The organism is Sediminibacterium salmoneum NBRC 103935 (genome assembly GCF_000511175.1).
Taxonomy (GTDB): Bacteria; Bacteroidota; Bacteroidia; order Chitinophagales; family Chitinophagaceae; genus Sediminibacterium; species Sediminibacterium salmoneum.
The window spans coordinates 2,730,457-2,750,637 of record NZ_KI866530.1 but is presented as its reverse complement, the minus strand read 5'-3'; the positions used below and the strand labels follow the sequence as shown (position 1 = coordinate 2,750,637).

Sequence of the window (20,181 nt, the reverse complement as noted above, 5' to 3'; positions counted from 1 at the left end):
ATGAATTTGATTAGTAATAGGCAAAAGAGTGAGGATTTATTTTCTTATGCAAAACTTTCAATTCCAGGCGGGGTAAATTCTCCAGTACGTGCATTTAAAAGTGTAGGCGGGAATCCAGTTTTTATGGAAAAGGCAGAAGGAGCCTACATTTATGATGCTGATGGAAACAGTTACATAGATTATATAAATTCATGGGGTCCTATGATCTTAGGGCATAATCATCCAGTAGTAGTAGAGGCGGTAAAATCACAAGCCACAAAAGCGTTTTCCTTTGGTGCACCAACAGAAATGGAGACAAAGATGGCAGAATTAGTAAAGTCATTGGTGCAAAATGTTGAACTAATCCGTTTTGTCAGCAGTGGAACAGAAGCATGTATGAGTGCTTTACGTTTGGCAAGAGGATATACTGGAAAAAATAAGTTTATCAAGTTTGAAGGTTGCTATCATGGACACGCAGATCCCTTTTTGGTGAAAGCTGGAAGCGGAGTTGCAACATTTGACATACAAACGGTACCAGGCATTCCAGCGGGAGCAGCAATGGATACACTAACCGCAAAGTATAATGACCTGGACGGAGTTATTTCTTTATTTGAACAGAATAAAGATGAAATAGCGGCCGTTATCATAGAACCAGTAGCAGGTAATATGGGTTGTGTGTTACCGAAAGTAGGTTTCTTAGAAGGGTTGAGAAGTTTATGTACAGCTCACAATACAGTGCTCATTTTTGATGAAGTAATGACAGGTTTTAGATTAGCTGCTGGAGGTGCTCAGGAAAAATTAAATATAAAAGCCGACCTTATAACATTTGGTAAAATTATTGGAGGCGGACTTCCTGTTGGGGCATTTGGAGGGAAAAAAGAAATAATGGAATGTTTGGCTCCACTTGGAAAGGTTTACCAGGCGGGCACACTAAGTGGAAACCCTTTGGCTATGGCAGCAGGAATTGCAACGCTATCAATGTTAAAGAGTAACCCTTTGTGTTATAATCAACTTGAAGTCAAAACAATTCAATTAGCTAATGGAATACAAAATACCTTTTCAACAAAAGGAATCCCTGTAGTAGTAAACCAATTGGGGAGCATGATTAGTGTTTTCTTTTCTGAGCATCCAATAAACAACTTTGATGATGCATTAGCAACAGATATCCCTCTTTTTAATCGTTTCTTTCACCATATGCTCAATCAGGGTATCTATCTTCCACCTGCAGCATTTGAAACCTGGTTTGTCTCTACAGCAATCTCAGATTCAGAAATTGACCGAACTATCCTAGCCTTAAAATCATTTTAAATGAAAAAAGACCTTATTGAGTTATTAAATAAATACGACGTTCCGGTACCCAGATACACGAGTTACCCAACGGTACCTTACTGGAATAAACAAGCATTTAATACTGATAAATGGTTAGAAATAATCAAGAAAAGATTTGTAAATGAGCAAAATGAATTATCCCTTTATATTCATTTACCATTTTGTGAAGAGTTATGTACATATTGTGCCTGTAATAAAAGAATCACTAAGAACCATAGTACTGAAGCACCATATATTGAAGCTGTTTTAAAAGAATGGGAAATGTACTTGAACGTGTTCCCAGGCAACCCTATTATTCGTGAGATTCATCTTGGTGGGGGGACACCTACATTTTTTTCACCTGAACATTTGAAAAAATTAATTCAGGGGTTAGTCAAAGATTTTAAGATTTTCAAAGATCATGAATTCAGCATAGAAGTTCATCCTAATTACTCAACATTTGAGCATTTGCAAGCGCTTCGATCCGTTGGTTTCAATCGTATTAGCTTGGGTGTACAGGATTTTAATTATGATGTACAATATATAATCAACCGAATACAAACATTTGAAGAAACGAAAAGAGTAATTGATGAAGCTCGTCAATTGGGTTTTGAAAGTGTAAATCTTGATCTTATTTATGGCTTGCCTAAGCAAACACTTTCCTCAATTGAATATACGATAGAACAAACAAAATTATTAATGCCCGACAGAATAGCTTTTTATTCGTATGCACATGTTCCATGGAAATCTAAAGGACAACGCAGATATAGTGATGAAGATGTACCAGCTGCTGCAGAAAAAATTGCTATGTATAGCTTGGGGAATGCCATGTTGAGTGAAGCAGGTTTCAAAAGCATTGGTATGGATCATTTTGCATTGCCTTCTGACAAATTAGTAAAATCATATAACAATGGCAGCTTACACAGAAACTTTATGGGCTATACTACAACAAATAATAAATTATTAGTTGGCTTAGGCACCTCCAGTATAAGTGATAGTTGGGAAGCATTTGCCCAAAATGATAAAGAAGTTGAGTCTTATCAGGATAAAATTAATTCTGGTAATTGGGCTTTTGTTAGTGGTCATATTTTATCAGACTTAGATATTAAGATTCGCAAACTGATAATAGACATAATGTGTCAGGGGAATTTAGCATTAGATACTTCATTTTTTTCAGAACAGCACCTTTTTTATATACAGAAAAAATGGAATGAAATGGAAGAAGATGGATTAATCAACTGGAATGAATTAAGATTATTCGTACAACCAGAAGGAAGATTATTCATTAGAAATATCACATCAGTTATAGATCAATATCTATTTGAAGCAGGTATATCAAAAAATCAATTCAGTAAAGCTTTGTAATACAATGGGAAAGAAAATTTTATTGCTTGGAAATCTAGGATCCCCTAATACTCCTACTACAGAAGATGTTCGAAGATATCTAGATGAATTTCTGATGGATGAACGAGTAATCGATATTCCATTTCTATTAAGATATATTTTGGTTAAGGGAATAATTGTGCCTTTCCGAGCTCCGAAAAGTGCAAAGAAATATAAAACCATTTGGACAAAAGCAGGTTCACCATTGATAACAATAACCAATCAATTAGCTGCATTAGTTCAAGAAAAAACAAGCATGCCGGTTTATGTTTGTATGCGTTATGCTAATCCAACTCCAAAATTTTCCTTAGATGCCATTCAACGAGAACATCCTGATGCAGAAGAGGTGATTTTTCTCCCCTTATATCCACATTATGCCATGAGTAGCTATGAAACAGCTGTTGAGCACGTTAAAGCAAATCATGAGCAAGGGAGTTATTCTTTTAAGCTTTCAGTTATCAAGCCCTATTACAAAGATGAAAAATATATACATGCTTTAGCTGAATCCATTCGTCCATTCTTGAAAGAAAAATACGACCATATATTATTTAGTTATCATGGCATTCCGGTTCGACATCTCAAAAAAACGGATTCAACAAAAAAACATTGTATTACTTGTGATAATTGTTGTAATACAGCTTCAGAAGCACATGAAGTATGTTATCGTCATCAAGTAAAAGTTACAACTGAACTTGTAGCTCAAAAACTAGGCATAAAAGAAAACGAATTTAGTTTTTCATTTCAATCGCGCCTGGGTAGTGATAAGTGGCTACAGCCTTATACAGCTGAGCAGTTGAAGCAATTTCCCCAAAAAGGAATTAAAAATCTACTTGTTGTTTCACCCGCATTTGTAAGTGATTGTTTGGAGACACTAGAAGAAATACATGTTGAAGGCAAAGAAGAATTTGAAGAAAGTGGAGGAGAACATTTTGTAACTGTTCCTTGTCTCAATACCGATACATTATGGATTGAAGCTATTGATCATTTAATTAAAAAACATCTGTCATGAGCTTTTTTTATATAAAAGCTTTACATATAATTTTTGTAGTCACCTGGTTTAGTGGAATGTTTTATTTATGTAGGCTCTTTATTTATCAGCGTGAAGCAATAGGCAAATCTGAGATAGAAAAAAATATTCTGCTATCTCAATTTGAAATTATGACAAAGAGACTGTTATATGCCATAACATTACCCTCAGCAGTAATTACATTAGTACTTGGCACTTCGCTTCTTTCTTATTATCCTGTAATTCCTGGTTGGCTATGGATTAAAATTTCATTTGTTGTATTACTATTTATTTACCATTTATCGTTACATGTTATTTATAAAAAACATTCAAAAAGAATTTTCATTTATACAAGCCAGCAGTTACGGCTATGGAATGAAGTGCCGACTGTATTATTAATGTCAATAGTTATGCTAGTAGTTGTAAGAGAAAAGATGAGTTTGGTTTATGGGCTAATGGGAATTGTGGGATTAAGTTCAATAATAATTATCACAATTAAGATTTATAAAGTAATAAGAAATTAAACTTGCATAGTATAATTAATAGGACAATGCTATTTCTGCATTAGGTTCTCTTATAATAAGTTGCCAGAATCCATCTTTCCAATGAGGCTTAACAAGTTTATTATTCACTTTACAGATTGAAAAATTACTGGTTGGCAATCTAAATATTACACGCCATCCTGATTTTTTGCTTTTGAATTTATAGGTTAGCCTGTTATTTGTCTTGCTGAAAGAGAATGAAAATACATTACCTCCAACTGGTATATTTTCCAGAGAACCTTGGTTTAATGAATCTGGCAATACAGGAGCAATCCTTATCTCTTTTTTAAATGCCATTGGTTGTAGTCCGAAGAACTGCTTTACAATAGGCACACCATAAGCATAAACATTCCAGGCCTGCGTCATCATGCCATAATCGGGAGAAACTTCATACATGGACCCAGGCAGTGCATAACCAAATGTCTTATCTACTTTTTTCAAAAGCGCATAAGCTTCATTAGGCCTGCCGTAATTATTTTCGGCAATAATCTGAACGGCAGTGGGCAAAGTCATTACGGTACCGGTATAAGTGAAATCATTTTTTCCCACCGCTGCTGCATAGGAATATTCCTGTTCATCCCTTTTTACATTCTTATCAATACCTGTAACATACATGCCAAAGGGATTAGAAAACTGTTTGGCCGTATTCAAAGCTTTTATTGCGATTTCCCTTGGAGCAATCCCTGTTTCCAGAGGCGTGTTTACTACCCAATTATGATGCAATACAAAGCCTTTTGGCAGGTTACTCGTGTCTTGAATTGTCTGGCGCTGAAGTTTTTTCAAAGCATTTACCGCCCAATCATTCCCTAATGTATCTGCCCGAACAATTGCATCTGATATCAAATGCAGTGCTTGTGATTTTGTTGCAATAAAATCTGCATAGGACTGATCTTTCTCTACCCAAAACTGCGCATTGATTTTCTTTTTTATCAAATCCGCTTTTTGCTGATAGTCTTTTGCCAAATCGGTTTTTCTAAGAATTAAAGCCATCTGCGCCGCATCGGAAAATGCTTTCTGCGTATAAGTGGCAACATCTATCATTTCAGAAGTGAGACCGTGAATTTCCATCATGCCGGCTCCATCTGGTAATAAATTATGGTCTGCATCATTTTCGTTCAAAACCCAGTTCAAACCTTTTACTACTGCAGGAAAATATTTCACAAGAAAGGCCATATCGCCAGTCCAGCAAAATACTTCCCAAAGCAGGGAAATAAATTGAGGTGATTCGTTCACATTACCCGGATTGAATACGGCACCATTGGTTGACACTTCATGCACAATTCTTCCATTCCCATTTTGCTTCTGAGAAATGCGCTGTATTAAATCAATGGAACTATACACCAGGTCTTTCTGGCCCATAGCAATCAAAGCCTTTAATGTATAAGCCATATCACCGCCAAACCACCAGGGATAATCGGGTAGTCCGGCTACAATGCCTCTTCCCATTCCATCAACATCTGCTACTAACCAATCGCTATTGTACTTCAACCATTCAAAACTTCGCGTTAATGAAGCGTCATTTAACTGTAGTTTGGCAATCTCATTCATTTTGTGCAGGCGCTTTATTTTGTTTTCCAACAAAACATAAGCAGATCTTTGCAGTGTTTCATAAGCAGCGATGGCACGCTCTTTAGACTGTGCAGATCCTGCAATCACGAAAGGCAAAGAAACCGATTCATTGGGGGCAATGGTCAATTCGTAATTCGTTAAATTTATTGTTGTATTGACTTTTCCAACTACTTGTCTTTTTACTGGAACAGCAGAAATATTGGCAGCACTTCCGAATACCAGCCACCAGAGATTTAATGAATCCTTTACTATCCAGCGCTGTTGATTAACCTCATAAGTAGCCTGATCTTTTGAATTAAGCATACCGGTTCTCTCTCCCAGCCAAACAGGCATTAGGTTGGAAATAGCTTCAAATTCAAAATTCAAACGCTTGGCATTTTTACCTTTATTAGTGATTTTATATTCAATATACAAAGCTCCCAATTGATCAGGAACAAACTGAAAACGCTCCACAATAAGTTCTGAATCATCAATATTAAAAACGTGCTTATTACCAAAGGGATAATTTACAAACAAATTAGCCTTATTAAGAATTACGGATTTCTGACCCATGTATAAAGTAGCCGTAAAACCATCCATCAGTTTAATTGGATGATGCCAGATTCCACCCATTTCTCCCTTAACATGCCAGCCTAGGTCTGGGAAACTGCCATCCTGGTGCCCTATCATATACAATTTATCACCTGCCGTATTGTAAGGAGTTGATAAGAATGCAGGCCTCCCGGCCAGAGAAAATTGGGTTTCAAATAAAGAACTAATTGATTGTACAGCCGGGCTTTTTGCGTTAAGAATTAAACAGCAAAAACACATGGCACTGAATAACAGGATTGACTTTAGAACTGACATAAATAACAGAATTAAGAATACCGTTTAGACGGTATCTTATTAAAATTAATGGAAGTTAGTTTTACTTACTAATTATCTCATCATGAACATAAGAAATTCCGGCAAACTAATCCTGCTCATGCTTTTTACAGCATTAAGCAACCTGACCCTTTCTCAAAAAGGGGAAGTATATATTAGTGAGATGTATAAATACAGAATTCTAAGTGCAAAAGGAATTGTAATAGATGCACCTATGGTAAAGGATAAAGAAACAAAGAAAAAAGTTAGCAAAAGTTTACAGGATGGTTGGGGATATTCTGGATCAGAGGCAAAGAACCTCTTGAATGGGTTAGAAAAAGAATGCCAGCCAGAATGGATTCAGGATGGCATTAATGAAGAAGAGGAAAAAATTATTCAAACCCTAAATGGTTATAGCGTAAGAGCACTAACAGACGAATATCAGGTTTTACTATTTTTTCCATCAGTGAATGGTCATGTACCCGCTGAATATCAATTCAAGAAATCATTTTCTTTAGTGGTAGGGCATTACTATGTTGTTCTAAACAGTTACTATGCTACAATACAAGAAACTGCTGATACCAGTAAGCCAATAAAAAAATTACACGCTTATACAAATTATCCTGTTCAACTAAATAAATTAAACACTTATAAAGAATCAACTTCCTACTATGTTACAAGACCCCCTAATTGGCAATTAAAAGCAGCCAGAATGAAAAGACTTTTTCAAGTGGATTCAACTGGTATTTTAAGAACAGAAAATGCCAACCTCTGGCCGAAAGAATTAACCACTTTATCTTCTGAAAATTTAGCCAAACTAAAAGCCTATTACCTATTTAGTTTCTGGATTAATAAAACAGAGTATTTGTATATCAGAATACCAGGAAAGGAAAACGCATCCATTTTCCCGGAAATGGGATTCTTGCCCAACCATGATTTGTATTATACCATTGAAAATAATAACAATTATATTACCTGGTCAGGTGCAAAACCCCCAAAAGATTTTAGGATAAAGAATATTATAGACCTCATGCAAAAAGGCTTGGTTGCCTATGCCAATCACGACGATTTTAGAGATTTATATAAATCCGGAACAACCTGGGATGTAAATAAAGGCGGATCAATGATTCCTACTGAATTATATGTATTGGAACCAAAAGCAGCTGCACATGTAGTATTTAAAAAAAGCAAACTAAATACTTATCAATTAATGGCGCCGCTAGAAAAAAGTGCAGATCGATTTGATGCCGAACAAACTGCTTATCAATTGGCTTTACAAGTAGCAGCTGAAGCAAAACTCTTTTTGAAACCTAACGGCGAACCCATTGAATTTTACATGAGCGAGCCCAAATCGTTCACTGGTGGCATAATCTATGTGTTACAGTATAAAAACGATACTTTATTAGGCAATAATCAATATCAGGTATTTAGCATCCATAACGTTGACAATGTGGTTTGGTTAAACTATATTTTCAGAAATGAGATTTATGGCTACTGATTCTAACCAATAAAAACACAATCGTGTATATTGTTTCAAATTCCCAAAATGAAGTATGCTGAGTTCAACAGATAAGTGCAATTTTTAAACAAAAGGCAAAAAAGCTTTTGAGGGCTTTTTGCCTTTTGACCAAGTAGTGCGACCTTTTGGTTACTATGACAAAAAATTACACTCAACTTAGTTTGATACAAAGATATCAGATTGAATCGTTCATTACTTCTGGAATGAAACAAAATTGGATAGCGGAGCAACTTGGGGTAAATCCATCTACCATAAGTAGAGAGATCCGCAGGAATACTGCCCAACGCGGAAGGACAGCAGGAACGTATTTGGCGGCCAATGCACAACGCAGAACAGAACAAAGACATCAGCATAAACCCAAGCTGGTGAAGTTTGATTTGTCTATGAAAAAACAAGCTGTTCAATGGTTGTCTGTTGAAAAGTGGAGCCCTGAGTTGATTAGTGTTAAAGGCAAAGAGACAGGCAAATGTCCTTTGAGTATTGAATGGCTTTACCAATGGATTTGGCAATCGAAGCATGGTAATAAGGCGGCAGATAAACCCTACAAAAGAATATATCTGCACCTGAAACACGGTAGACGAAGAAGAAAGCGGGGCAATCAAAAAGATAGCCGTGGTATTATTCCTAACCGAGTGCCTATAGATAAGCGACCTAAAATCGTCAGCAAAAGAATTAGGCCAGGTGATATTGAAGTTGATTTTATGATGGGTAAGAACCATAAAGGTGCATTATTGGTTATGACAGATAGAGCTACTTTACATACTAGTCTTCACAAGCTTCGTAACAGGCGCAGTGAAACAGTGAGTAAAGTCATTATTAAAAAACTTGAGCAAGCAGCTTATCCAATGCATACAGTAACTTTTGATAATGATCTAGGATTTGCTAATCATACAGAAGTTGCAGAAGCGTTGAATGTTGACACCTATTTTACCAGACCTTATACCAGTCAAGATAAAGGAACGGTAGAAAATAGAATCGGACAGATCAGAAGGTTTTTCCCTAAAAAGCTGACCTTAGTATGGTATCAAATTATCAAATAAAACGTGTTGAACAATTATTGAATGATAGACCAGTTAGAAAATTTAATTACTTAACCCCTAATCAAGTGCTGCAACAAAAAATTGCACTTATTACTTGAACTTAGATATATACTATTTGTTGTTTTCTTTATTTCCTTAAAAGGACTGGCTCAATCACCTGTAAGTAAATTAGATAGTTTCTGGACTACGCTTCAACAGCATTGTGGCAAAGCTTATGAAGGAACCATTGTAAGTGGCGCTACTCCTGATTTCAGCAACAAAAAACTAACCATGCATGTAAAAGCCTGTGCAGAAAATAGCATCAGGATACCTTTTAACGTGGGAGATAACCGATCCAGAACCTGGGTGCTTACGCGCAGTAAGAATAATATAACACTAAAGCATGACCATCGACACGAAGATGGTTCTGAAGATAAAGTAACCCAATACGGTGGCACAAGCACCAATCAGGGATTTGAGCACATGCAGATCTTCCCTGCTGATATTCAAACACAAAAAACAATACCTGCAGCCGCTTCCAATGTATGGTGGATTACCATCAATGATAGCAGCTGCACTTATAACCTGCGAAGGATTGGGTCTGACAGACTATTCACTGTTTCCTTTAATCTAAAGCAACCTATAGAAGCGCCATTGGCTCCCTGGGGCTGGAAGGATTAATGCAATACCACAGTTCCACCCATATCTTCCAGCGCAACACCTTTGGTTTCGGGCATCATTTTCCACACATACAATAACTGCAACACCATCATAAAGGCAAAAAATCCAAATATCACCGTACCGGAAACATTGGCGGCAAAATAAGGAAACACCTGTGCAATTAATGCGGCAAAAACCCAGTGCACCAGGCATCCGAACGAAGTACCGCTTGCACGCACAGAATTGGGAAATAACTCAGACAGGAATACCCAGATCACAGCGCCCTGACCCACTGCATGCGCTGCTATAAACATGAATACATAATAGACTACCATGGAATCATCAGTACTATTAAAAGAAATCGCAATCATGGATAGTGAAATGATATATCCAGCAGATCCAATAAACATCAATACCCTTCTTCCAAAACGATCAATCAGGTACCAGCCGGCAATGGTAAAAATCAGATTCATCACGCCAATTCCAACAGTAGATAGCAATGCACCTTCTCTGCCAATCCCTGCCATTTCAAAAACCTTGGGAGCAAAATAGATGATTGCATTGATTCCGGATAATTGATTAAAGAAGGCTATCAAAAACGCCAGTAATAAAGGTTTAAAAAACTTCTTATTAAACAAAGGCTCTGTGGTAGCTTTACCAACCGAAGCCTTAATTTCTGCAATTACCTTGGGTGCATCTTCCCCCGTTAAAGCCAGCACTTTTGCTGCAGCTGCATCGTCTTTTTTAAAGAGCACTAACCATCTGGGTGTTTCAGGTGTAATCACCATTAATAAAGAGAAAAACAAAGAGGGAATTGCCACTACACCCAGCATCCAGCGCCAATCGTTCTCACCTCCAACACCAGCCAATAAATAATTAGAGAAATAGGCAATCAAAATTCCAGCCACTACATTCAGCTGAAAGGAAATCACCATCCTGCCTCTATATTTGGGTGGAGCAATTTCAGAAATGTACACAGGTGCAACTACTGAAGACGCTCCAATGCTCAGTCCACTTACAAAGCGGAAAAACATAAATACATACACATTGGTTGCTAAGGCTGCGCCTATAGAAGTAACTAAAAACAATATACCAATCCAGATAAGGGTTTGCTTTCTTCCGATTTTATTCGCAGGGATATTTCCCAGGGCAGCACCAAAAGCCGTTCCGTACAATGCCATGGCAATCGCCGTTCCATGCATCCAGTCAGACAAAGACCAGAGTTGTTGAATGGCTTGTTCAGCTCCGGATATTACCGCTACATCTAATCCAAAAAGAAATCCTCCCAGGCCAACGGTAATAGACCAGATTGCTAATTTATTATTCATGGCAAGTTTTGTTCAAAGTAATTTATTCAATAAATGAATGCTGAACAAAATAAACCGAAATTTGATGCCATGAAAAAGATATTAGCCATCTGTCTGCTTTTTGCTTTGAATAGCTATGGACAAAATGCTGCAAGCCAGCAACTGACTGCACTAAAAGAGAAAACCCTTTTGATGCTGGATGCCAGTTATGCTGCTGATAAAAAAACAGCTTTGCAGATCTGGGATTATGCAGAGTTGGGGTATAAGGAAACCAAAAGTGCCGCTTTGCATGTACAGAATTTAAAAGAGGCAGGCTTTAGCGTAGAAACAGGCGTAGCAGGCATTCCAACGGCTTTTGTAGCGACCTATGGAACAGGCAGCCCGGTCATCGGTATTCTGGCTGAGTACGATGCACTCCCTGGTTTGGCTCAGGAAGCGGTACCTGAAAAAAAATCAATTGATGGAAAAACAGGAGGCCACGGATGCGGTCATCATTTATTCGGAACCGCTTCTGTATCTGCGGGGATTGCCATTAAAAAATTAATAGAGGAAAAGAAGATAACGGGCACCATCAAAGTATACGGTTGTCCTGCAGAAGAAGGGGGTAGCGGAAAAGTATATATGGTTAGAGAAGGATTGTTCAAGAATGTGGATGCCGTAATTCACTGGCATCCTGCCAATCAGAACAGGGTAATCATGACCAGTTTCATTGCGAATAAATCTGCCAAATTCCGTTTTAACGGAATTGCTTCCCATGCAGCCATGTCTCCTGAAAATGGCCGCTCTGCCTTGGATGCAGTGGAAGCTTTGAACCATATGGCCAATATGATGCGGGAACATATTCCGCAGGAAACCCGCATTCACTATGTAATTACCAATGGAGGGAAAGCACCGAATGTGGTACCGGATTTTGCGGAAGTATATTATTATGTACGTCATCCAAAAAGAGAAGTAGCCGTAGATGTGTTTGACAGAATTACCAAAGCCGCAGAAGGAGCAGCATTGGGTACCGGCACAAAAATGAGTTATGAAATTGTGGGTGGTACACATGACTTACTGATCAATAAAACCCTCGCTGAACTGATGCAAGAAAACCTGGCTAAAACAGGCGGAGTAAGTTATACAGAAGAAGAAAAAGCTTTTGGTAAAAAAATTCAGGCCAGCTTTATTGGAAATGCCCCACCCGTTGAAGAAGCAGCTAGTGTTAAACCATTGCAGAAAGAAGCAGACGCAGGTGGCGGATCCAGCGATGTAAGCGATGTTAGTTATGTGGTTCCTACAGTGGGATTGGAAGCTGCTACCTGGATTCCGGGAACTTCAGCGCATAGCTGGCAGGCAGTTGCTTGTGGTGGCACAGAGATTGGTACCAAGGGCATGTTAGTAGCAGCCAAGACGATAGCATTAACAGCTATTGATTTATTCAACAAGCCTGCTGTAATTCAAAAAGCAAAAGAAGAATTCGTTAAAGGCGTGGGTAGTTATCAGTATAAGCCTTTACTAGGAGATAGAAAGCCTGCTTTAAATTACAGAGATTAATCTTCCATTCAAATCAATAGCCGACTTCTAACAAACGGCTAATTGCTTAATAAATATTCCTTAAAAGAAGCATAGTCCTTTTGCATGGGTATGCTTCTTTTTTGTTTAGTAAATAATTCTATCGCCGTTGGCGGGATGGAAACCTCCTGTCCAGTAGCCCTTTTCACGGCTTCGGGAAACTTAACAGGATGGGCAGTTTCCAGAATATATCCTCTTACACTTTTGTTTTTCTGCTGATACTGCGTTAATGCTGCATAAGCCACCGCCCCGTGCGGATCCAGCAAATACCCATATTGCTGATACACTTTTTGAATGGTAGCTAATGTGGTTTCATCATTAATCGTATAACCGGACATCATTGCTTGTAAACTATCATAATCCTGATTCATCAATTCCATGATACGGATAAAATTGCTGGGATTGCCTACATCCATTGCATTGGACAAGGTTGACACACTGGGTTTCACCTGATAGTCTTTGGTTCGTAAGTAAGCAGGCACCGTATCGTTTACATTACAGGCAGCAATAAAATGTTGAACAGGCAATCCCGTTTTATAAGCCATCATACCAGCACATAAATTCCCAAAGTTTCCACTGGGAACTGAAATGACCGGAGGCTCATCATGCTCCCATTGCTGATGGGCTAAAAAATAATAGATCTGCTGAGAAAGCCAGCGAGCCACATTGATAGAATTGGCAGAACTCAGATTCATAGTGGCAGCAATATCGACATCCATGAACGCTTCTTTCACCAGCGCCTGACAATCATCAAAGCTTCCGTCTATTTCCAACGCAGTAATATTGGATCCGCAGGTAGTTAATTGTAATTCCTGCACTGGACTCACTTTTCCCGAAGGATATAGGATGATCACTTCAATCCCATCAACATCTAAAAATCCATTGGCAACTGCCCCACCCGTATCCCCTGAAGTGGCTACTAATATGGTAGTAGGCTTTGTTTCATTTCTTGAAAAATAGGCCAAACACCTGCTCATAAATCTTGCACCCACATCTTTAAAAGCGAATGTAGGGCCATGATACAATTCTAAAGAGGCAATATGCTCATGGATAGCATACAATGGAAAAGGGAAAGCAATTGTTTCTACAACTATCCGTTGCAATTCATTCTTTGGAATGGTGTTACCAACAAAAGGCTCCATCACCCTGAAAGCAATTTCTTCTTTTGAAAAACTCCGAAGCTGCTCAATGAACGTATTCTCATGGCGGGGAATCTGTTCAGGAAAATACAGACCCTTATCAGGAGCCTGTCCTTTTAAAGTTGCTTCTCTAAAATCTACAGAAGGAGATTGATTATTTAAACTATAGTATCTCATGAAGCTTCACTTAAAAGGATTCCACTTGTATTAATGGTTGTTAAATAAGTATGATACCCCAGTCCAATTTTATCATAAATCTGTTGCATTGCCAACTCCACAGATTTGGCTGTGCTTTCGTTGGTACTTAGCATGAATATAGAAGGACCTGAACCTGAAATACCTCCTCCGAGTGCCCCTAATTCTTTACTCACTTTTTTAATGGCTTCAAATGCAGGAATGAGAATGCTGCGGGTAGGCTCAATCAAAAAATCTTCCAACGATCTTCCAATTAAATCATAATCGCCTTGTTCCAACCCAGCTACTAGGCCCGCAATATTGCCCCATTGTTTAATAGCATCTTTTAATTGTACTTGCTGTTTAAGTATGCTGCGTGCATCGGAGGTCTTTACTTCAATCTGGGGGTGGATAATGGTTACATATAAATCAGGCACATTTAATTTCACAATGTCTAATGGAAAAACAGAACGAATTAAAGTAACGCCGCCATAAATGCAGGGAGCAATATTATCTGCATGCTTAACCCCTGAAGCCAGCTTCTCGCCGTTCATGGCAAATTTCACCAGCTCCTCATTAGAAAAAAGATTGCCCAGCAATGCATTCGCACCCACAACAGCACCAGCAGAACTGGCAGCACTGGAACCCACTCCGCTTCCTGGTTTAATTTGCTTGTTAATCGTCAATTTAAATCCCACCGGCTTTCCATATGCTTCCATTAAGGCAAGTAAAGCCGCACCAGCTACATTTTGCAAAGGGTCTGTTGGTAAATTAAAGTCGTCCTCATTCACAATTACTATACCAAGCTCCTCTGTAATTTCCATATGCATAATATCATAGGGCTCATGCACAGCAAAACCAAGTACATCAAAACCACATACCATATTGGCAACAGTAGCCGGACTATGTATCGTAATTTTTTTACCCATCTAAGCTACCCGTATTATATCTGCAAAAACACCAGAAGCTGTAACTTCTGCACCCGCACCTGCGCCTTTTATTACCAAAGGTTGCTCGGGATACCTCTCCGTATAAAATAAAACAAGATTATCCTTACCATACAAATGATAAAAATCGGAGTGGGCAGGAATTTCCTGTAATCCCACTTTTGCAGCTCCATTATAATACTCGGCAACAAACTTCAATTTGGCATGATTGGCATGAGCAGACGCATACAAATTTTTAAAATGATCTTCCTGCTTTTCCATTTCTGCATAAAAGTCATCTACTGTGCCTTCAAAACAACTGGCGGGCAAGAATGCCTCATTGGCAATCTGATTCATCTCTATCGGCTCTCCTGCTTCTCTGGCAAGAATCATGATTTTACGCATCACATCTGTACCTCCTAAATCCAGTCTGGGATCTGGCTCTGTATATCCTTCATCCTGTGCACGCTTTACTACCTGTGCAAAAGGAATGGTTCCGTTATAATGATTGAATACAAAATTTAAAGTACCCGATAAAACAGCCTGTATTCTGGTGATCTTATCTCCACTTCTCATCAGGTCATTGAGCGTCCCAATAATTGGCAAACCAGCTCCTACATTGGTCTCAAATAAAAAGCGCGTATTGTAGGTTCTGGCCAGATGCTTTAGCTTTTTATAATTTTCATAAGTAGAGGAGCAGGCAATTTTATTGCAAGCAACCACTGCAACACTTTTGGCTAATAAAGTACCATACACAGACGCTACAACTTCATTGGCTGTAACATCAACAAAAACACTGTTGCGGAGGTTCTTTTCTATAATGGCAGTAACAAAACCATGTATATCTGTTTCAGGTGATTCTTCTAAAATCGATCTCCAGTTATTCAAATCAATCCCTGCATCATCCAATATAGCACGTCTGCTATTTGCAATACCTACTACTTGTATTTGCAAACGCATATGATCTTTTAAATACTGCAACTGCTGATTCAACTGCCCCAATAATTTTCCTCCCACATTACCTGCTCCAGCTACAAATACATTCAACTGCTTATAGGTTGTTTCAAAGAAGTCTTCGTGTAAAACATTAATGGATTTTTTAACATCAGTTGCAGCAATTACGGCAGATATATTTTTCTCAGAAGATCCTTGAGCAATGGCTCTTACATTTATGCCGTTTCTGCCCAAACCGCCAAACATTCTTCCACTGATACCTGGTAAGCTTTTCATTTGTTCTCCTACTACTGCTACAATACTTAACCCAGTTTCTACTGATACAGGATTTACTTTCCCATTTTCAATTTCATAGGCAAAAAAAGCGTCAATTGCCTGTTGGGCAGTATTTGCATCTGCTTCATTTATGGCAACACAGATAGAATACTCAGAGGAACTTTGGGTAATTAAAATAACATTGATTCTATTCAATGCCAACACTTCAAACAATCGCTTACTAAATCCGGGTATACCAATCATACCACTTCCCTCCAAACTCAACAAAGCAATTCGGTTAATGCTGGATATACCCCTTACTACATCAGAGTTGGCAACCGCATGTTGTTGAATAACTGTGCCTGCTGCATCTGGTTCAAAAGTATTCTTCACCCAAACAGGAATGTTTTTTTTCATCACCGGCTGAATGGTGGGCGGATAAATTATTTTAGCCCCAAAATGAGACAGCTCCATGGCTTCCTCATAAGAAATAGCTTCGATAGGTCTTGGATTCAAAACCAAACGAGGGTCTGCCGTCATCATCCCAGTAACATCCGTCCAAATTTCAAGTGCAGTGGCATTGGTTGCGGCAGCAAAAATGGCTCCTGTATAATCCGAACCGCCCCTACCCAATGTAGTGGTATATCCTTTTTCATTGGTAGCAATAAACCCAGGAGCAACATACAAAGAAGCGGAATTATTTTGTATAAAGGAAAGAATCCGTTGATTGGTCTTTTCAAATTGCACACTTGCATTTCCATAGAAATCATTGGTAACAATGAGATGTCTGGAATCGGTCCAGACAGGATGTGTATTCAATTCCTTCAATGCAGCAGTAATGATATAAGAAGAAAGTAACTCTCCATAACTTACCAGCCTATCCTGTATTCTGGCAGACAATTCTCCCAATAAAAAAATACCATCACAAATCCTTTCCAGTTCATTTAGTTGCTGTTTCACCCAACTTAAAGTTCCACTTTGATTTTGTATTGGCAATAACCCTCGTACTGCTTCCAGGTGTTTTACTTCAAGCTCCTTGATTTGATCTTTATAACTTTCGTCACCACCAGCAGCTTTTGCGCCAATTGCAATTAATTGATCCGTTACCCCTCCCAAGGCAGATACGACTAAAACAACAGGCTCTTTTTCTACAGCCTTTGCCACTATGGCTATTACCTTGCTGATATTAACAGCATTGGCAACAGAACTTCCTCCAAACTTTAATACCTGCATAACCTTATATTAAATTAAGTACCCAAATAAATTATCATTCTTGTTGATGGGAGTAAAATTGATATGATAGCGTTGCATATTTTCCAGCAAATGCTGATAATGTGCCTTATCCTGCATTTCAATACCTACCAATGCAGGACCAGTTTCTTTGTTATGCTTTTGTATATATTCAAAGCGAACAATATCATCCGTTGGTCCCAAAACATGATTCACAAATTCTTTTAATGCCCCCGGCCGCTGCGCAAAACGGATTAGGAAAAAATGTTTCAGCCCTTCAAACTGCAAGGACCTTTCTTTAATCTCCTGCATACGATCAATATCATTGTTGCTTCCGCTCACAATACAAACCACTTTCTTTCCCTTGATGGCTTCACAAAAATTATCAAGTGCAGCCACAGACAAAGCACCTGCAGGCTCCACCACAATAGCATCTTCATTGTATAATTTCAAAATGGTTGAACAGACTTTTCCTTCATTTACCAGAACCATCTTATCAATGACTTCTTTACAAATTTCAAAAGGATAATCCCCAACCCGCTTTACGGCTGCACCATCTACAAAGGGATCAATGCTGTCCAACTTCACAGGCTTCCCATATTTCAAAGCTTCTGACATGGAAGGTGCGCCTTCTGGTTCCACCCCAATAATTTGGGTATTGGGTGATACAGTATTAAAATAAGCTCCCACTCCTGCAATTAAACCTCCCCCTCCAACAGGGGCAAAAACATAGTCAATATCTTGCAAATCTTCCAGCACTTCAACACCAACGGTTGCCTGACCCTCAATTATTTTTAGATGGTCAAAAGGTGGAATAAAATTTAACCCATTTTCTTCAGTAAATGCTTTTGCTGCTGTAGCACAGTCATCAAAAGTATCTCCAACCAATCTTATCTCTACATTTCCATCCCCAAACATTTTAGTTTGTCTAACTTTTTGGTTAGGAGTAATGATGGGCATAAAAACAACCCCTTTAATATTAAGTACTTTGCAGCTATAAGCGAAACCCTGCGCATGGTTGCCGGCACTGGCACATACCACCCCTTTGGCCCTCTGTTCTTCAGGCAAACTACTGATTAAATTATACGCGCCTCTCAGTTTATAAGATCTTACTATTTGTAAATCTTCTCGTTTTAAATAAATAGTACAATCATATTTTTTTGACAGTGAGGCATTGTAGGTTAGGGGTGTATGCTTTACTACATCCCTCAATTTTTTAACAGCCGCATCAATATCTAATTCAAACAATACTTGTGCAGATTGACTGTCAACTGTAGATTGATTCCCTGTCGTTGTATGATTCGCCATTTGTTTAATCCTTCTTACTGATTGGTTGCGATGGTTTTCATATCGGTCATCGCTTGTCTTAATTTTTCTCCTACTATTTCTACAGGATGGTATCTAATCACTGCATTCACTGCAATCAGGGTTTTATTGTCTACGCCATTGTCTTTTCCGTCATTGAAGTTTTTCCCAATCACATCTGTATCAATATGGCTCATAAAATCTGCTAATAATGGCTTACAGGCATGATCAAATAAATAACAGCCATACTCAGCCGTATCAGAAATTACGCGGTTCATCTCGTATAATTTCTTTCGTGCTATAGTATTAGCAATCAAAGGAGTTTCGTGCAATGATTCGTAATATGCTGACTCTTCTTTAATACCAGCCTCGACCATGGTTTCAAAAGCTAACTCTACACCAGACCTTACAAAAGCAACCATTAATAACCCGTTATCAAAAAATTCTTGCTCGGTAATCTTCATATTACCTGGAGCTGTTTTTTCAAAAGCCGTAGCACCAGTTGCTTCTCTCCAGGTCAATAATTTTTTATCGCCATTGGCCCAGTCTTCCATCATGCCTGAAGAAAACGCACCACTCATAATATCGTCCTGGTGCTTCTGAAATAAGGGGCGCATAATTTCTTTCAATTCTTCTGAAAGTTCAAAGGCTTTCAGCTTCGCAGGATTAGACAAGCGGTCCATCATTGCAGTGATACCACCCTGTTTTAAAGCTTCTGTAATCACTTCCCATCCGTACTGAATTAATTTAGCAGCATAGCCTGCATTGATTCCTTTTTCAATCATTTTATTGAAAGACAAAATAGAACCAGTCTGTAGCAAGCCGCATAATATTGTCTGCTCACCCATTAAATCTGATTTTACTTCAGCAACAAAAGAAGATTTCAATACACCTGCTCTATGACCACCTGTTGCTACACAATAAGCTTTAGCATAATCCCATCCCTTTCCTTCTGGATCATTTTCAGGATGAACCGCAATTAGCGTAGGAACTCCAAAGCCACGCTTGTATTCTTCACGCACTTCTGTACCCGGACATTTGGGAGCAACCATGATCACCGTAATGTCTTTTCTGATCTGCATGCCTTCTTCTACAATATTAAAACCATGGGAATAAGAAAGTGTAGCGCCTTTTTTCATCAAGGGCATAACAGCTGCTATTACCGAACTATGTTGTTTATCCGGAGTCAGGTTGATTACTACATCAGCCGTTGGAATCAATTCTTCATAGGTTCCCACTCTAAAATTATTCTCTGTTGCATTTACATAGGAAGCCCTTTTTTGATCAATCGCTTCCTTTCGTAACGCATAGGAAATATCTAGTCCGGAATCGCGCATATTTAATCCCTGATTCAAACCCTGTGCTCCGCATCCAATAATCACCAGTTTTTTGCCAACCAAGGCATTTATGCCATCCGCAAAAGCAGCTTTGTCCATGAATTCACAAACACCCAGCTGATTTAGTTGCTCACGTAAGGGAAGAGAATTGAAATAATTTGCCATAATATAT

At 38.5% G+C, this 20,181-nt stretch carries 14 protein-coding genes and 1 pseudogene; 8 read left to right on the top strand and 7 right to left on the bottom strand.

Features of this window, described 5'->3' with window-relative positions:
* From hemL to P767_RS0112765, 4 genes are read left to right on the top strand one after another with little or no spacing between them, the layout of a single operon-like run.
* Positions 1-1,287 carry a glutamate-1-semialdehyde 2,1-aminomutase gene (gene hemL, locus P767_RS0112780; protein ID WP_037351832.1) on the top strand — a complete coding sequence of 429 codons (1,287 nt, stop codon included), beginning with the start codon at positions 1-3 and terminating at the stop codon, positions 1,285-1,287.
* Positions 1,288-2,652 (top strand): oxygen-independent coproporphyrinogen III oxidase, encoded by a 1,365-nt coding sequence (gene hemN, locus P767_RS0112775; RefSeq protein WP_026750369.1) that lies wholly within the window; start codon positions 1,288-1,290, stop codon positions 2,650-2,652.
* A 4-nt stretch (positions 2,653-2,656) separates the two neighbouring features.
* The gene (gene hemH / locus P767_RS0112770) at positions 2,657-3,679 is read left to right on the top strand and encodes a ferrochelatase (RefSeq protein ID WP_026764831.1); all 1,023 of its coding nucleotides are present in this window, start codon (positions 2,657-2,659) and stop codon (positions 3,677-3,679) included.
* Positions 3,676-4,200: a CopD family protein gene (locus P767_RS0112765; RefSeq protein ID WP_026750371.1), complete on the top strand. Its 525-nt coding sequence runs from the start codon at positions 3,676-3,678 to the stop codon at positions 4,198-4,200. Before hemH ends, P767_RS0112765 begins: the two co-directional genes overlap by 4 nt.
* 15 nt (positions 4,201-4,215) lie before the next feature.
* Here the strand turns inward: P767_RS0112765 and P767_RS17040 are convergent, their stop codons facing one another.
* Positions 4,216-6,633, bottom strand: a complete 2,418-nt coding sequence (locus P767_RS17040) for an alpha-L-rhamnosidase-related protein (protein WP_037351829.1) — start codon at positions 6,631-6,633, stop codon at positions 4,216-4,218.
* Positions 6,634-6,715: 82 nt separating this feature from the next.
* Here P767_RS17040 and P767_RS0112755 point away from each other — a divergent pair, with 82 nt between their 5' ends.
* The 3 genes and pseudogenes from P767_RS0112755 (at position 6,716) to P767_RS0112745 (ending at position 9,849) form a co-directional block, all read left to right on the top strand.
* Positions 6,716-8,128: a hypothetical protein gene (locus tag P767_RS0112755; protein ID WP_026764830.1), complete on the top strand. Its 1,413-nt coding sequence runs from the start codon at positions 6,716-6,718 to the stop codon at positions 8,126-8,128.
* Positions 8,129-8,283: 155 nt separating this feature from the next.
* A pseudogene (locus P767_RS0112750) lies at positions 8,284-9,287 on the top strand (IS30 family transposase).
* Positions 9,271-9,849, top strand: coding sequence for a hypothetical protein (locus tag P767_RS0112745; protein ID WP_026764829.1), 579 nt, complete (start codon positions 9,271-9,273; stop codon positions 9,847-9,849). The pseudogene P767_RS0112750 and the gene P767_RS0112745 overlap by 17 nt, the downstream one beginning before the upstream one ends.
* Here the strand turns inward: P767_RS0112745 and P767_RS0112740 are convergent.
* The gene (locus P767_RS0112740) at positions 9,846-11,156 is read right to left on the bottom strand and encodes a sugar porter family MFS transporter (protein WP_026764828.1); all 1,311 of its coding nucleotides are present in this window, start codon (positions 11,154-11,156) and stop codon (positions 9,846-9,848) included. The genes P767_RS0112745 and P767_RS0112740 overlap by 4 nt on opposite strands.
* Before the next feature lie 69 nt (positions 11,157-11,225).
* Between P767_RS0112740 and P767_RS0112735 the strand changes: the two genes are divergently transcribed.
* A complete protein-coding gene (locus tag P767_RS0112735) occupies positions 11,226-12,671 on the top strand; it encodes an amidohydrolase (RefSeq protein WP_026764827.1) in 1,446 nt (481 codons plus the stop codon).
* A 38-nt stretch (positions 12,672-12,709) separates the two neighbouring features.
* Here P767_RS0112735 and thrC read toward each other — a convergent pair whose 3' ends face one another.
* From thrC to ilvC, 5 genes are read right to left on the bottom strand one after another with little or no spacing between them, the layout of a single operon-like run.
* Positions 12,710-14,005, bottom strand: a complete 1,296-nt coding sequence (gene thrC, locus P767_RS0112730; protein WP_026764826.1) for a threonine synthase — start codon at positions 14,003-14,005, stop codon at positions 12,710-12,712.
* Positions 14,002-14,931, bottom strand: a complete 930-nt coding sequence (locus P767_RS0112725) for a homoserine kinase (RefSeq protein ID WP_026764825.1) — start codon at positions 14,929-14,931, stop codon at positions 14,002-14,004. The genes thrC and P767_RS0112725 overlap by 4 nt, the downstream gene beginning before the upstream one ends.
* The gene (thrA, locus tag P767_RS0112720; protein ID WP_026764824.1) at positions 14,932-17,370 is read right to left on the bottom strand and encodes a bifunctional aspartate kinase/homoserine dehydrogenase I; all 2,439 of its coding nucleotides are present in this window, start codon (positions 17,368-17,370) and stop codon (positions 14,932-14,934) included.
* A gap of 9 nt (positions 17,371-17,379) precedes the next feature.
* Positions 17,380-18,675, bottom strand: coding sequence for a threonine ammonia-lyase (ilvA, locus tag P767_RS0112715; RefSeq protein WP_084799943.1), 1,296 nt, complete (start codon positions 18,673-18,675; stop codon positions 17,380-17,382).
* Positions 18,676-18,689: 14 nt separating this feature from the next.
* The gene (gene ilvC, locus P767_RS0112710; RefSeq protein ID WP_026764822.1) at positions 18,690-20,174 is read right to left on the bottom strand and encodes a ketol-acid reductoisomerase; all 1,485 of its coding nucleotides are present in this window, start codon (positions 20,172-20,174) and stop codon (positions 18,690-18,692) included.
* Between the last annotated feature and the right edge of the window lie 7 nt (positions 20,175-20,181).